Source organism: Anaeromyxobacter dehalogenans 2CP-1, from assembly GCF_000022145.1.
Classification (GTDB): Bacteria; Myxococcota; Myxococcia; order Myxococcales; family Anaeromyxobacteraceae; genus Anaeromyxobacter; species Anaeromyxobacter dehalogenans.
The window spans coordinates 4,990,409-5,003,790 of the sequence record NC_011891.1 but is presented as its reverse complement, the minus strand read 5'-3'; the positions used below and the strand labels follow the sequence as shown (position 1 = coordinate 5,003,790).

The window sequence follows — 13,382 nt, the reverse complement described above, 5'->3', positions numbered from 1 at the left end:
TCACTTCGCCGGGGCGGGGGCCGGGGCCGGCGCGGCGGCCGGCGCGGGCGCGGGCGCGCCCATGGGGCGGGGGCCGGCGCCCATGGGGCCGTGGCCGCCGGGCATCCCCGGCATGCCGGGCATGCCGCCCATGCCGGCCGGCGCGGCGGCCGAGACCTCCACCGCCTCGAGCGCCTTCTCGTCGATGCTGACCTTGGCGTCGTCGCGCAGCTTCTTCAGCCACCCGTCGAACTCCTTGGTCTTCTTCTCGCGATAGAGCTTGGTCTGGATCTGCGCCTTCACCTGCTCGAACGTCCGGTTCAGCTCGTCCTGCTCGCCGGTGCCCTTCACCAGGTAGACGGCGTTCGCGGTCTCGAGGACGCCGCTGGTCGCGCCGGGCTGCAGGTTGAAGGTGACGTCGGCGAACTCCTTCGAGTACGCCTTCTCGAGGTCCTCGCGCGACTTGAAGCCGAGGTCGCCGGCGGTGGCCTTGCTGACCGCGTCCTCGGAGAACTCGTTCACGAGCTGCGCGAAGGCGAGCGTGTTCTTCTTCTCCTCCGCCTTCAGCTTCGCGAGCGCCTTCTTCGCCAGCGCGACCTTCGCGGCGCGCTCGGGGCTGCCGGCGGGCGCGTTCCACACGATGGCGGCGAGGCGCACGCGGCGCGGCCGGTAGTACTCGGCCTTGTGCTCGTCGTAGTACTTCTGCAGGTCGGCCTCCGGCAGCGCCTCGGCGGCGGCGCCGTTCGCGTCCTGGAAGTTCTTCTGGACGAGCTTCTGGACCATCACCTTCTTCAGCGTGAGCTGGACGTCGGGGTCGTTCGCCAGGCCCTGCCGCTCGGCCTCGCGCGCCAGCACCTCGAACCGGATCAGGTTGTCGAGGAACTCCTTCTTGCGCTCGAGCGTGGAGTAGCGGGCGCGGATGAACGGCGACTGCTCGTCGAGGCGCGCCTTCAGCTCGCCGGCGGTGATGGTGAAGCCGTTGCCGGTGGCGACGGCGGGGCCGGACTTCTTCGAGTCCTTCGACCCGGGCTGGCAGGCGGTGGCCGCCAGCGCGACGAGGCCGAGGAGGACGATGCGACGCAGCATGGTCGATGCTCCTTGAGGTGGGAAAAGGACCGTGGGTGCGAACGCGCGGGGCGCCTGCCGTGTTCCCCCCGGCGAGCAGCGGAGCGCGCGCTTTCCGAGCCGCAGAAAAGAGCACGGAACGGGGCGGCGATCAAGGACGCGCCGGCCCGCCCGGCCACCCGGAAATCCGGCGTGCCCCCGCCTGCTTGGAGCCCGCCGGACCCTCACTCCGGGCGCGCGCAGCGCGCCAGCCCGGCGAGCACCACGCGCACGGCCTGCAGCAGCTCGCGGCCGTTCGCGGCCTGCATCGCCGGCGACGGCGGCGCGGCCGGCGGCGGCTGGGCCCTGCGGGCGGCGTCGGCCGCGACGCGGCGCTGTGCCGCAGCCTGGCGCGGGCTCTGCCGGACGGCGGCGCCCTTCGCCGGGCGCGCCGCGGCCGCCTTCGCGGCGGGCGGCCCGCCGAGCTGCGCCACGAGCTTCATGTCCGGGGTGAGCCGGAGCGCGCCGGCCGAGGCCTGCACGTGCTTCGCGAGCTGGAACGGGTCGAGCGCGGCCGACTCGCCCAGCGTGAGCACGAGCCGCCCGGGCCCGGTCTCGAGCGCGCGGATGCGCAGCGCGCGCAGCCGGACCTTCACCGCCATCACCTCGAACAGCGCGTCCACCTCGTCCGGCGGGTCGCCGCAGCGGTCCACCATCTCGGCGCGGACCTCGTCGAGGTCCTCGTCGGTGGAGGCCTGCGCCAGCCGCTTGTAGAAGAACAGCCGCTGGTGGACGTCCGGCATGTACGGGTCGGGGATGAACGCCGGCACCGGGAGCTGCACGTCCGGGTCGATCTCCTCGCGCGGCGCCTCGCCCTTCAGCTCGCGCACCGCCTCGTCGAGCAGCTCCTGGTACAGCTCGAAGCCCACCGCCTCGATCTGGCCGGACTGGTCCTTGCCGAGCAGGTTGCCGGCGCCGCGGAGCTCGAGGTCGTGGCTCGCGATCTTGAAGCCCGCGCCGAGCTCGCTGAAGCGCTGCAGCACCTCGAGCCGCTTCTGCGCGTCCTTCGTGACCGGGCGCCGCGCCGGCACGAGCAGGTACGCGTAGGCGCGCTCGCGGCTCCGGCCGACGCGGCCGCGGATCTGGTAGAGCTGCGCCAGGCCGAAGTGATCCGCGCGGTTCACGATGATGGTGTTCGCGCTGGGGATGTCGAGGCCGGACTCGATGATGCTGGTGGCGAGGAGCACGTCGAGCTCCTTGTCCACGAACTGCGTCATGACGTGCTCGAGCTTCCCCTCGCCCATCTGGCCGTGCGCGACGCCCACCCGCGCCTTCGGCACGAGCTCGTTCAGGAAGCGCTGCATGGCGTGGATCGAGCGGACGCGGTTGTGGACGAAGAACACCTGCCCGCCGCGCTTCAGCTCGGTCTCGATCGCCTCCTTCACCGCGGCCGGGTCGAACTTCATCACGAACGTGCGGATGGCGCGGCGGTCCTCGGGCGGCGTCGCGATGATGGAGAGGTCGCGCACGCCGGCGAGGCTCATGTGCAGGGTGCGGGGGATGGGCGTGGCGGTGAGCGTGAGCACGTCGACGAGCCTGCGCAGCTTCTTCAGGCGCTCCTTGTGCGCGACCCCGAAGCGCTGCTCCTCGTCCACCACCACCAGGCCCAGGTCCTTGAACGAGACGTCGGCGGCGAGCAGCCGGTGCGTGCCGACGAGGATGTCCACCTTGCCGTCGGCGGCGGCCTTCAGCGCGTGCTTCACCTCGTCGGAGGTGCGCATGCGCGAGACCGCCTCGATGCGCACCGGATAGCCCTTGAACCGCTCGCGGAAGGTGCGCTCGTGCTGCGCCGCGAGCACGGTGGTGGGGACGAGCACCGCCACCTGCTTCTTCGCCAGCACCGCCAGCATGGCGGCGCGCATCGCCACCTCGGTCTTGCCGTAGCCCACGTCGCCGCAGACCAGCCGGTCCATGGGCGCTGCCGCGGCCGGGCCCTGGCGGCCCTTGCGCATGTCGCGGACCACGTCCTCGATGGCCTTCGCCTGGTCGGGCGTCTCCTCCCAGGGAAACTCCGCCTCGAACTCGCGGAACAGCTGGTCCGGCTCCGGGTACGCGAAGCCCGGGTGGGCAGCCCTGGCGGCGTAGATGTCGAGCAGCTCGGCGGCCATCTTGAGGAGCTGCTCCTTCACGCGCGCCTTGCGGAGCGCGAAGGAGCTGCCGCCCAGCTTGTCGAGCCGGATCGTCTCGGGCGACGCGCCGGTGAACTTCTGCACCTGCCGCAGCTTCGCGACCGGCAGGTAGAGCCGGTCGGCGCCGTCGTAGGCGAGGACGAGGAAGTCGCCCTCCACCCCGCGGATCTGCATCTTGGTGAGGCCGAGGTAGCGGGCGATGCCGTGCTCGACGTGCACCACCAGGTCGCCCTCGTTCAGCTCGCGGAACGCCGCGGCGAACGCGTTCTCCTCCGCGGCGCGGCGCGCCTTCTTGCGCACGCGGCGGCCGAAGATCTCCTCGTCGGAGACGACCGCCAGGCCGGCGCCGGCGTCCACGAAGCCGGCCGAGATCTCGCCGGCGAAGACGTGCACGTGCACCGCCGGGTCGTAGATCTCGCGGGGCGCGCCGGGCGGGCCGGTGTGGACGCGCGACTGCTGGCGCCGGTCCTCGAGCAGGCGGCGGAGCCGCTCGGAGGCCGAGGCGGTCCCGGCCGCCACCACCGCCGCGATCCCGCGCTTGCGCCAGTCCTCCAGGCGCCGGGTGAGCGGGGCGAGCGCGCCCTCCTCGCCGTGCGCGCCCTCGATCTCCCCGCGGATGCCGGCGGTCTCCTCGAGCGCGTAGCGGATGGGCTCCTCGGTGCCGAGCCAGACCCGGTGCCGGACCACCGTCGGCAGCGCCAGCGCGCGCGCGCGGGCCTCGGCGCCGGGGAGGAAGTGCGCCGCCGGCGGCAGCACCAGCTCCTCGCGCTTCAGCGCGGCGGCGTGCTCGCGGGCCAGCGCCTCGTCGAGCTCCGCGAGCGCGTCCTCCACCGCGGCCACCCCGTCCACGTAGACCGCGGCGCCGGCCGGCAGGTAGTCGAACAGCGTGCCGAGGCCGCCCGGGTGGAAGCCGGGCAGGAGCGCCTCGAGGCCGAAGAACGGCGTGCCGGCGTCGATGGCGTCGAGCACCTCGCGCACGCGCGAGGTGGGCCGGTTCACCCGCTCGGCGGCCTCGCGCACCGCGGTCTTGGCGGCCTCCTTGCCCTCCTCGGTGAAGAGCGCCTCGCGCGAGGGGCAGAGCAGCACCTCCTCCACGTCGCCCTCGCTGCGCTGGGTGGACGGGTCGAACGCGCGGCAGCTCTCGATCTCGTCGCCGAAGAACTCGAGCCGGACCGGCTTCGGGTCGGCGGGGCTCCACAGGTCCACGATGCCGCCGCGCACCGCGAACGTGCCCGGGTCCTCCACGAGCGGCGTGCGGGCGAAGCCGAGCAGCACGAGCTTCGCGGCGAGCGCCTCGCGATCCACCTCGACGCCCTTGCCGAGCAGATCCGAGCCGGCCTCGAACACCCGGCGCGGCACGGTGCGCCGCGCCAGCGCGCGGGCCGAGACCACCACCGCCTTCGCCTGCTCCGGGGCGAGGTGCAGGCGCGCCAGCGCGGCGAGCCGCTCCATCTCCACGCCGCGGTCGGGTGAGAGGTCGTCGTAGGGGAGCACCGCGTCGGCGGGGACGCGGAGCACGGCCCCCTCGCCCAGGAAGAAGGCGAGGTCGCGCGCGAGCGCGTCCGCCTCCTCCTCGTCCGCCGCCACCGCCAGCACCGAGCGGGCGCGGCCCGGACCCGGGGCGAGCAGGTCGCGGATGAGGAGGCCGCGCGCGGCCCCGACCAGGCCGGTGACGTCGGCGCGGCGCTTCTCCTCGAGGGCGCGGCGCACGCGATCGCGCGCGCTCGCGCCCGGGGTCTCTCCTGATGCTGCGGTCATGGTGGGGCTCGGAGCGGGCGGCATCTTAGGGGCGCGGGCGGGTGCTGTCACGACGAACGGCGACGGGCGCGGCGCGGCGGGCCGGCGCGGGGTGGGATGGGGCGGACGCGGCGCCGCCCGTCTGCGGCAGGAAGCGGAGGCGCCGGGCTGCGATCGACCTTCGCCGCGCCCGCACCCCCGAGGTCGCGGGGCCGCGTCACCGGCCGGGGACTTCGGAGGTGCGCCCGCGCCGATCCTCGTCGCGCCCGGCGCCCACCGCGGAAATAGTGTAAGCCCGCGGCAGGACGCGCGCTCGCGGGACGCGGCCGTTCCTTGATCCACCCGGAGGCGGCCGGTACACTCGGACGCGATCCTCGACTGCTGGCAGAGGGACCCCGTGCGGTACCCGCATCCACGCCTCGCATCCTCCGCGGCGCTCGTCGCCCTGCTGCTCGCCGCCTGCGGCGGGGCGGAGGAGCCGCGCCCGAGCGAGGACGCGGCGCCGCTCGTGTCGACGCTCGCGACGGCGGCGTCGGGCGGCGCGGAGCGGCTGCGCGCCGGCGAGGTGGCCGCGGCGCGCGCGTCCTTCGAGGCGGCCCTCGACGCGAGCCCCGACCAGCTCGGCGCGCTGAACGACCTCGCCGTCTCCTACCTCGTGGAAGGCCACCCCGACGCGGCCCGCCGGCTGCTCGACGAGGTGGTGTCCACCGGCAGCCCGCCCGAGCAGCAGGCCGCCCTGGTCAACCTCGGCGAGCTGTACGCGCTCGAGGGCTACCTGCCCGCGGCGCAGGCGCACCTCGAGACCGCTCGCGACCTCGATCCGGCTCGCCCGGGGCCGTGGTACGCGCTCGCCATCCTGGCCGACGCGCGCGGCGACCTGGCGGGCGCCCGCGCGGCGCTCCGCGAGGCGCTCAGGCTCGACGCGGGCGGTGCGGCGCGGGCCGGCTTCGCTTACGTCTACGCCGAGGAGCGCGTGCACCTCGAGGCCCTGCTCGCCGAGCAGGCGGGCGACCCGGCCGGCGCGGCGGCCCGCTGGCGGGAGCTGTCGCAGGGGCGGTTCCCGGTGCTGGCCGGGGCGGCGCAGCGGCACCTCGCGGGCGAGTAGACGCGGACACGGCGATGGCCTCGGCGGACGAGCTGGACAGGCGGGAGCGCGAGATCCTCCGCGCGCTGGTCCAGGACTACATCCACACCGGGGAGCCGGTCGCGAGCCAGCCGCTGCTCTCGCGCCATGAGCTGGAGTGGTCGCCGGCCACGGTGCGGAGCGTGATGGCGGACCTCGAGGCGCTCGGCTTCCTCGAGAAGCCGCACGCGTCCTCGGGCCGGATCCCCACCGAGCGCGGCTACCGGCTCTTCGTGGACACCATGCTGAAGGTGCGGCCGCCCAGCGTGGCCGACCGCGACCGGATCGAGCGGCTGGCCCAGGCCGCGCCGGACGTGTCCTCGCTCATCGAGGGCACCGCCGACCTGCTCCACTCGCTCTCGCACCACGCGGGCGTGGTCACGACGCCGCGGCCGCAGGCCGACCCGGTGCGCCAGCTCGAGTTCGTGCGCCTGCGCGAGAACCGGGTGCTGGTGGTGTTCGTGTCCGAGGCCGGGATCGTCACGAACAAGCTGGTGCAGCTCGAATTCGCCATGGAGCCGGCGGAGCTGGAGCGGGCCGCGGCCTACCTGAACGAGAAGCTGCACGCCCGCGCCGACGCCGCGGAGCTGGCGGCGCTGCGCGCGGCCATCCTCACCGACATGCGCGCCGACCAGAGCGCGCTGCACGACCTGCTGCAGAAGGCGCTCGTGCTGGCCGAGCAGTCGTTCGCCGGGACCGGGGTGGAGAAGGTGGTGATGGAGGGCGAGTCGAGCTTCCTCGACGCGCCCGAGTTCTCCGACGTGCAGAAGGCCCGCGCGCTCCTGCGCGGCTTCGCCGAGAAGGACCGGATCCTGCGCGTGCTGGACCGCGTGCTCACCGCGCAGGAGGTCCAGATCTTCATCGGCGCGGAGAGCGAGTTCGCGACCGTGCCGGACGTGTCGGTGGTGGCCGCGCCCTACGGCCGCGGGGACCGCGTGCTCGGCACGCTGGCGGTGGTGGGTCCGACGCGCATGAACTACGCGCGGGTCATCCCGCTCGTGGACCTCACCGCGCGGCAGATCTCCCGCGCGCTCGCGGCCCTGTCCGAGGGCGGCTGAGCAAACCCCCGCCGGGGCCGTCGCGGCGCGCCCCGGCTGCGGGCGGATCGCCTTGTTCGCGGCGGCGCCCGCGTGCCATGATGCGGGCTCCCGGTCCGGGGGCCCTCCGGGCCGCAACTCCGCTCGATCACGGCGAAAGAGGCGATGGCAGAGAGCCACGAAAAAGGCGCGTTCCAGGCGGACATCCCCGCGAACGCGGTCGAGGAGGCGCTCCGCTCGGTGGAGCGCATCTCGCACGGCGAGGAGGCCTCCGCCGGCCAGCCCGCCGCGGCGGGCGAGCCCGGCGTCGAGATCACGCCCGGGGCCGAGGACGCCAGCGCCGCGCCGGGCGATCCGGCGGCGCTCGCCGCCCGGGTGCAGCTCCTCGAGGCCCAGCTCGACCTCTCGCAGACGAAGGCGCGCGAGACGCTGGAGCGGCTGAAGGACGAGCACGACCGGCTGCTCCGCGCCGCCGCCGACCTCGAGAACGCGAAGAAGCGGGCGGCCCGCGAGCGCGACGAGGTCCAGAAGTTCGGGAACGAGCGGATCCTGAAGGACCTGCTCCCGGCGCTGGACGGCCTCGATCGCGCGCTCGCCGCGGCGCCGGAGGACGACGTGGTCGCGAAGGGCGTGCGGATGGTGCGCTCGACCCTGGAGCAGGCGCTCGCGAAGCACGGCGTGAAGGGCTTCTCCGCCATGGGCCAGCCGTTCGACCCGGCGGTGCACGAGGCGCTCATGCAGGTCCCCACCGCGGACGCGGCGCCGGGCACGGTGGTGCTCGAGCACGCGCGCGGGTTCACCCTCAACGACCGGCTGGTCCGGCCCGCCATGGTCGGGGTCGCCGTCGCGCCCCCGCCGGCCGCGCCGCCGCCGGCGGACGGCGAGGCCGGCCCGGAGTAGCGGCCGCCCCGCACGACGGAAGCCGGAGCCCACCAGATGAGCAAGGTCATCGGCATCGACCTCGGGACCACCAACAGCTGCGTTTCGGTGATGGAGGGCGGCGAGGTGGTGGTGATCCCGAACAGCGAGGGATCGCGCACCACGCCGTCCATGGTCGCGTTCACCGACGGTGGAGAGCGGCTGGTCGGCCAGATCGCGAAGCGGCAGGCGATCACGAACCCCGAGTCCACCGTCTACGTGGTGAAGCGGCTCATCGGCCGCAAGTTCGAGGACCCCGAGGTGCAGCGGTCGGCGGGGCTGGTGCCCTACCGCATCGTGCCCGCCGAGAACGGCGACGCCTGGGTGGACGTGGGCGGCAAGGGCTACTCGCCGGCCGAGGTCTCGGCGATGGTGCTCGGGCGGATGCGGCAGACCGCCGAGGACTACCTGGGCGAGCCGGTCACCGAGGCGATCGTCACCTGCCCGGCCTACTTCAACGACGCCCAGCGTCAGGCCACCAAGGACGCGGGCCGCATCGCCGGCCTGAACGTGCTGCGCATCATCAACGAGCCGACCGCGGCCGCGCTCGCCTACGGCATCGACAAGCAGCAGGCGGGCAAGTCGGAGCGGGTGGCGGTGTACGACCTCGGCGGCGGCACCTTCGACATCACCATCCTGGAGCTGAACCAGGGCGTGTTCGAGGTGAAGGCCACGAACGGCGACACGTTCCTGGGCGGCGAGGACTTCGACCAGCGGCTCATGGACTGGCTGTCGAAGCGGTTCCAGGAGCAGAACGGCATCGACCTGCGCCGCGACCGCATGGCGCTGCAGCGGCTGAAGGAGGCCGCCGAGCGCGCCAAGCACGAGCTGTCCAGCGCCGGCGAGACCGAGGTGAACCTCCCGTTCATCACCGCCGACGCGACCGGGCCGAAGCACCTCGCCGAGACCATCGACCGCGCCACGCTGGAGGAGCTGGTCGGCGACCTGGTCGAGAAGACCATCGGGCCGTGCAAGACCGCGCTCAAGGACGCCGGCGTCGGGGTGGGCCAGATCGACACGGTGATCCTGGTCGGCGGCATGACGCGCATGCCGAAGGTGCAGGAGGTGGTGCGCCGCTTCTTCGGCAAGGAGCCGCACAAGGGCGTCAACCCGGACGAGGTGGTGGCCGTGGGCGCCGCCATCCAGGGCGGCGTGCTGAAGGGCGAGGTGAAGGACGTCCTGCTGCTCGACGTGACGCCGCTGTCGCTCGGCGTCGAGACCGCCGGCGGCGTGTTCACCAAGATCATCGACAAGAACACCACCGTGCCCTGCAAGAAGTCGCAGGTGTTCTCCACCGCGGTGGACAACCAGCCGCTCGTCTCGGTCCACGTGCTCCAGGGCGAGCGCGAGATGGCGGCCGACGACAAGACGCTGGCGCGCTTCGAGCTGGTGGGCATTCCCCCGGCGCCGCGCGGCGTGCCGCAGATCGAGGTCACGTTCGACATCGACGCGAACGGCATCGTGCACGTGTCGGCGAAGGACCTCGGCACCGGCAAGCAGCAGCAGATCCGGATCACCGCCTCCTCGGGCCTCTCCGAGGAGGAGATCCAGCGGATGATCCGCGACGCCGACGCGAACAAGGCCGACGACCGGGTGAAGAAGGAGCTGGCGGACCTCAAGAACAACGCCGAGGGGCTCATCTACACGACCGAGAAGAGCCTGGAGGAGTACGCCTCGGCGCTGAAGGCGGAGGACCTCGCCGAGATCCGCGCCGACCTCGAGGCGCTGAAGGCCGTGCTGCCGGGCGTGGACCCCGCGGCGATCAAGGACGCGCTGACGCGCCTGGAGGGCTCGGCGTACCGGATCGCCGACGCCATCTACGCGCAGCAGGGCGGCAGCACCAGCTAGCGACCCGCCGGGCGATCGCCCGCACGGCCGCCCGCCGCGCGGCGCCGGCCGTCCGAGCGCGAATTGTCAGCGCCCTCCCGTGCGTTATATTGCGCACGGCCCACGGGACCTCCTCACACAAATGGCCGGGAACACAGTGGAAAAACGCGATTACTACGAAGTCCTCGGCGTGGGGAGGGACGCGGACGAGCAGACCCTCAAGACCGCCTACCGCAAGCTCGCCCACAAGTACCACCCGGACAAGAACGAGGGCTCGAAGGAGGCAGAGGAGCGCTTCAAGGAGGCCTCCGAGGCCTACTCGGTCCTGTCGGATCCCGACAAGCGGGCCCGCTACGACCGCTTCGGCCACGCGAACGGCCAGGGCTTCGAGGACTTCGGCTTCGGCGGCGCGGCCAGCATCAACGACATCTTCGGCGACATCTTCGGCGAGATGTTCGGGGGCGGCCCCGGCCGGCGGCAGCGCGGCCGCGCCCGCGGCTCCGACCTGCGCTACCACCTCGAGCTCGCCTTCGAGGACGCCGCCTTCGGCACCACCGCGCGCGTCACCATCCCGCGCCCGCGCACCTGCGAGGCCTGCAAGGGCTCCGGCGCGAAGCCCGGCACCAGCCCGCGCACCTGCCCGACCTGCGGCGGCGCCGGCGAGATCCGGCTGACGCAGGGCTTCTTCTCCATCGCCCGCACCTGCCACCACTGCCAGGGCACGGGGCGCGTCGTGGTGGACAAGTGCCAGAGCTGCGGCGGCGCGGGCGCCACCCGCGAGCAGGCCACCGTGGAGGTGAAGGTGCCGGCCGGCGTGGACACCGGCACGCGCCTGAAGCTCTCCGGGGAGGGCGAGCCGGCCCCGACGCCGGGCGGGATCCCGGGCGACCTGTACGTGGTCGTGCAGGTCCGCGAGCACCCCATCTTCAAGCGCGAGGAGACCGAGGTCCTCTGCGAGATCCCCATCTCCTTCACGCAGGCGGCGCTCGGCGCGCAGATCGACGTCCCGACCCTCGACGGGCCCACCAAGCTGCGGGTCCCGGCGGGCACGCAGAGCGGCAAGATGTTCCGGCTGAAGGGAAAGGGCATCCCGTCGCTGCAGGGCAGCGGCCGCGGCGACCAGCACGTGCGCGTGCTGGTGGAGACGCCCACCCACCTCACCAAGGAGCAGCGCGACCTGCTGGAGCGGTTCGCGGCGCTCTCCGGCGAGGAGACGAACCCGCAGGCCCGGACCTTCTGGGAGAAGGTCGGCGACATCCTTCGGTGACGGGGCCCCACCCTGCTTCGCGGGTCCCGTGACCTCGCGCGCCCGCTCACGCGGGTCCGCGCTCGGGCGCGTCACTCCCAGGACTTTCTTCCACGCTCGCGCGTTCCGCAGTAGATCCCGAAGCCATGCGCGTCCTCGGCCGCCGGTTCCTGCTGCTGCTCGTCCTGTCGCTCGCCGGCTGCCCGAAGCGGGTGGTCGTGAACGGGCAGGAGATGCCGGTCGCCCAGGCGGACGAGGTCGCCCGCGTCGAGCTGGCCCGGGTGCGCCAGGAGGTGGCCGCGCTGCCGCCGGAGCCGGGCGCGGACCGGCTGCTCGCGTTCGCGCAGCGGTTCCGCGGCGTGCCCTCGGCGGCGGACGCGCTGCACCAGGCCGGCGACCTCCTGCTCGCGGCCGGCAAGGCCGACCGCGCCGCGCAGGCCTACGGCACGCTCGTCTCCGAGTACCCGCTCCACTCCCGCGCCACCGAGGCGAAGTACGGGCTCGCGCTCGCCGACGTGCAGCGCGGCCACGCCGCCGACGGCCTGCGCACGCTCGCGTCGATCTACCCGCAGCTCGAGCCGTCGCGCCGGCCGGAGGCGGCGGCGCGCGCCGCGGCCGCGGCGGAGGCGGCCGGGGCCTGGCCGGACGCGGTGCGCTGGCTGGGCGAGCTCGCGGAGCTCACCCAGGGCGAGGAGCGGCGCGCGGTGCTGGCCCGCGGCGCCGACGCGGTGGACCGGCTCGCGCTCCCGGACGTGGAGCGGCTCCGCCGGGAGCTGCCCCGCGAGGCGCCGCTGCAGGAGCCGCTCGCCATGAAGGCGGCCCGCATCCACCTGCACCTGCGCGACTACCCGCGCGCGCAGGAGGCGGCGCGCGAGGTGTTCCTGCGCTGGCCGGCCGGCCCGTACGCGAAGGACGCGCGCGCCATCGTGGACCGCATCGCCCGGCTCACCTTCGTCCGCCCGAACGTGATCGGCGTGGCGGTCCCGCTGTCCGGCGACTACCAGCCGTGGGGCGTCGCCATCGTGCGGGCGGTGCAGCTCGCCGCCGAGGGGGGCGGGGTGCGCGTCGCGGTGCGCGACACGCGCGGCGAGCCCGACGGCGCGGCGCAGGCGCTCGAGGCGCTGGCGCTCGAGGAGGGCGCCATCGCGGTGGTGGGCGGCGTGACGAACGCCGAGGCCGAGCGGGCCGCGGCCACCGCCGAGGAGCTGCAGCTCCCCTTCATCTCGCTCTCGAAGCAGGAGGGGCTCACCGACGCCGGGCCCCACGTGTTCCAGAACATGCTCACCGCGTCGGCGCAGGCGAAGGCGCTCGCCGACTTCGCCATGGGCCGGCGCGGCATGCGGCGCTTCGCGGTGATGTACCCGTCGATCACCTACGGCACCGAGCTCGCGAACGCGTTCTGGGACGAGGTGGAGGGGCGCGGCGGCGAGATCCGCGGGGCGGAGACCTACGCGCCGGACCGCACCACCTTCACGCCGCTCGTGAAGGACATGGTCGGCAAGCTCCACCTCGAGGAGCGCAGCGACTGGCAGGAGCAGCAGCGCGACATCGCGAAGGCCGAGAAAGACCCGTTCCGGCGCAAGAAGGCGCTCGAGAAGGCCCGCGACCGCCTCGCGCCGGTGGTGGACTTCGACGCGATCTTCATCCCGGACTTCGCCCGGAGCGTGAAGCTCATCGCGCCGGCGCTGGCGGTGGAGGACGTGGTCACCCAGACCTGCCTGCCCGACGACGTGGAGCGAATCCGCAGGACCACCGGGCGCGCCGACCTGCGGCCGGTGCAGCTCCTCGGCGCGAACGGCTGGTCGAGCGACCCGTCGCTGTTCGACACCGCGCCGGGCGGCGCCGGGCGCTACGTCCGCTGCGCCATCTTCGTGGACGGCTTCTACGCCGGCTCGTCGCGCCCGGCCACCAAGGCGTTCGTGGAGGCGTTCGAGCGGCGCCACGCCGGCCAGGTGCCCACCATCCTCGAGGCGAGCGCGTTCGACGCGGCCGGCATGGCGCGCGCGCAGCTCGGCAAGGCGCAGACCCGCGACCAGATGCGCGACGCGCTCGCGGCGGTGAAGGGCTACGTCGGCGCCACCGGCGACATCACCATGGGCCCGCGGCGCACGCCCGAGAAGCCGCTGTTCTTCCTCACCGTCGACAGGGACGGGCTCCGCGAGCTCACGCCCGAGGAGCTGGCCGGCCCGGGCCCCGGGCAACCCTAGGCGAACCCTGGGCGAGCCGGCGCCGGCGCGACCCGCGGCGCCCGGGCGCGCCGAACCTTGGCCCGCGCCGCGGGC

Annotated in this window: 8 protein-coding genes; 6 read left to right on the top strand and 2 right to left on the bottom strand. The window is 74.0% G+C overall.

The annotated features are described in order from the left end of the window. Complete coding sequence (locus A2CP1_RS22555; RefSeq protein WP_015935483.1) at positions 1 to 1,065, bottom strand: peptidylprolyl isomerase; 1,065 nt, start codon at positions 1,063 to 1,065, stop codon at positions 1 to 3. Positions 1,066 to 1,268: 203 nt separating this feature from the next. Then, a complete protein-coding gene (gene mfd, locus A2CP1_RS22550; RefSeq protein ID WP_015935482.1) occupies positions 1,269 to 4,970 on the bottom strand; it encodes a transcription-repair coupling factor in 3,702 nt (1,233 codons plus the stop codon). 376 nt (positions 4,971 to 5,346) lie between these two features. On the opposite strand from mfd, the gene A2CP1_RS22545 reads away from it, so the two are divergent. From A2CP1_RS22545 to A2CP1_RS22520, 6 genes are all read left to right on the top strand, one after another. Next, positions 5,347 to 6,054 (top strand): tetratricopeptide repeat protein, encoded by a 708-nt coding sequence (locus A2CP1_RS22545; protein ID WP_015935481.1) that lies wholly within the window; start codon positions 5,347 to 5,349, stop codon positions 6,052 to 6,054. Between the two features lie 14 nt (positions 6,055 to 6,068). After that, the gene (gene hrcA, locus A2CP1_RS22540) at positions 6,069 to 7,130 is read left to right on the top strand and encodes a heat-inducible transcriptional repressor HrcA (RefSeq protein ID WP_012528413.1); all 1,062 of its coding nucleotides are present in this window, start codon (positions 6,069 to 6,071) and stop codon (positions 7,128 to 7,130) included. Between the two features lie 144 nt (positions 7,131 to 7,274). After that, complete coding sequence (locus A2CP1_RS22535) at positions 7,275 to 8,009, top strand: nucleotide exchange factor GrpE (RefSeq protein ID WP_015935480.1); 735 nt, start codon at positions 7,275 to 7,277, stop codon at positions 8,007 to 8,009. A 36-nt stretch (positions 8,010 to 8,045) separates the two neighbouring features. After that, on the top strand, positions 8,046 to 9,875 hold the full coding sequence (gene dnaK, locus A2CP1_RS22530) for a molecular chaperone DnaK (RefSeq protein WP_015935479.1): 1,830 nt from the start codon (positions 8,046 to 8,048) through the stop codon (positions 9,873 to 9,875). Between the two features lie 121 nt (positions 9,876 to 9,996). Then, positions 9,997 to 11,121, top strand: coding sequence for a molecular chaperone DnaJ (gene dnaJ, locus A2CP1_RS22525; RefSeq protein WP_015935478.1), 1,125 nt, complete (start codon positions 9,997 to 9,999; stop codon positions 11,119 to 11,121). Positions 11,122 to 11,246: 125 nt separating this feature from the next. After that, entirely contained in the window at positions 11,247 to 13,307 is a 2,061-nt protein-coding gene (locus A2CP1_RS22520; RefSeq protein ID WP_015935477.1) for an ABC transporter substrate-binding protein, read from the top strand. Positions 13,308 to 13,382: the final 75 nt, after the last annotated feature.

What these genes read in the sequence shown, in the direction of transcription:
- dnaJ (WP_015935478.1), top strand. Translation starts at nt 9,997, where the DNA reads ATGGCCGGGAACACAGTGGAAAAACGCGATTACTACGAAGTCCTCGGC.
- A2CP1_RS22535 (WP_015935480.1), top strand. Translation starts at nt 7,275, where the DNA reads ATGGCAGAGAGCCACGAAAAAGGCGCGTTCCAGGCGGACATCCCCGCG.
- A2CP1_RS22555 (WP_015935483.1), bottom strand. Translation starts at nt 1,065, where the DNA reads ATGCTGCGTCGCATCGTCCTCCTCGGCCTCGTCGCGCTGGCGGCCACC.
- hrcA (WP_012528413.1), top strand. Translation starts at nt 6,069, where the DNA reads ATGGCCTCGGCGGACGAGCTGGACAGGCGGGAGCGCGAGATCCTCCGC.
- A2CP1_RS22520 (WP_015935477.1), top strand. Translation starts at nt 11,247, where the DNA reads ATGCGCGTCCTCGGCCGCCGGTTCCTGCTGCTGCTCGTCCTGTCGCTC.
- dnaK (WP_015935479.1), top strand. Translation starts at nt 8,046, where the DNA reads ATGAGCAAGGTCATCGGCATCGACCTCGGGACCACCAACAGCTGCGTT.
- mfd (WP_015935482.1), bottom strand. Translation starts at nt 4,970, where the DNA reads ATGACCGCAGCATCAGGAGAGACCCCGGGCGCGAGCGCGCGCGATCGC.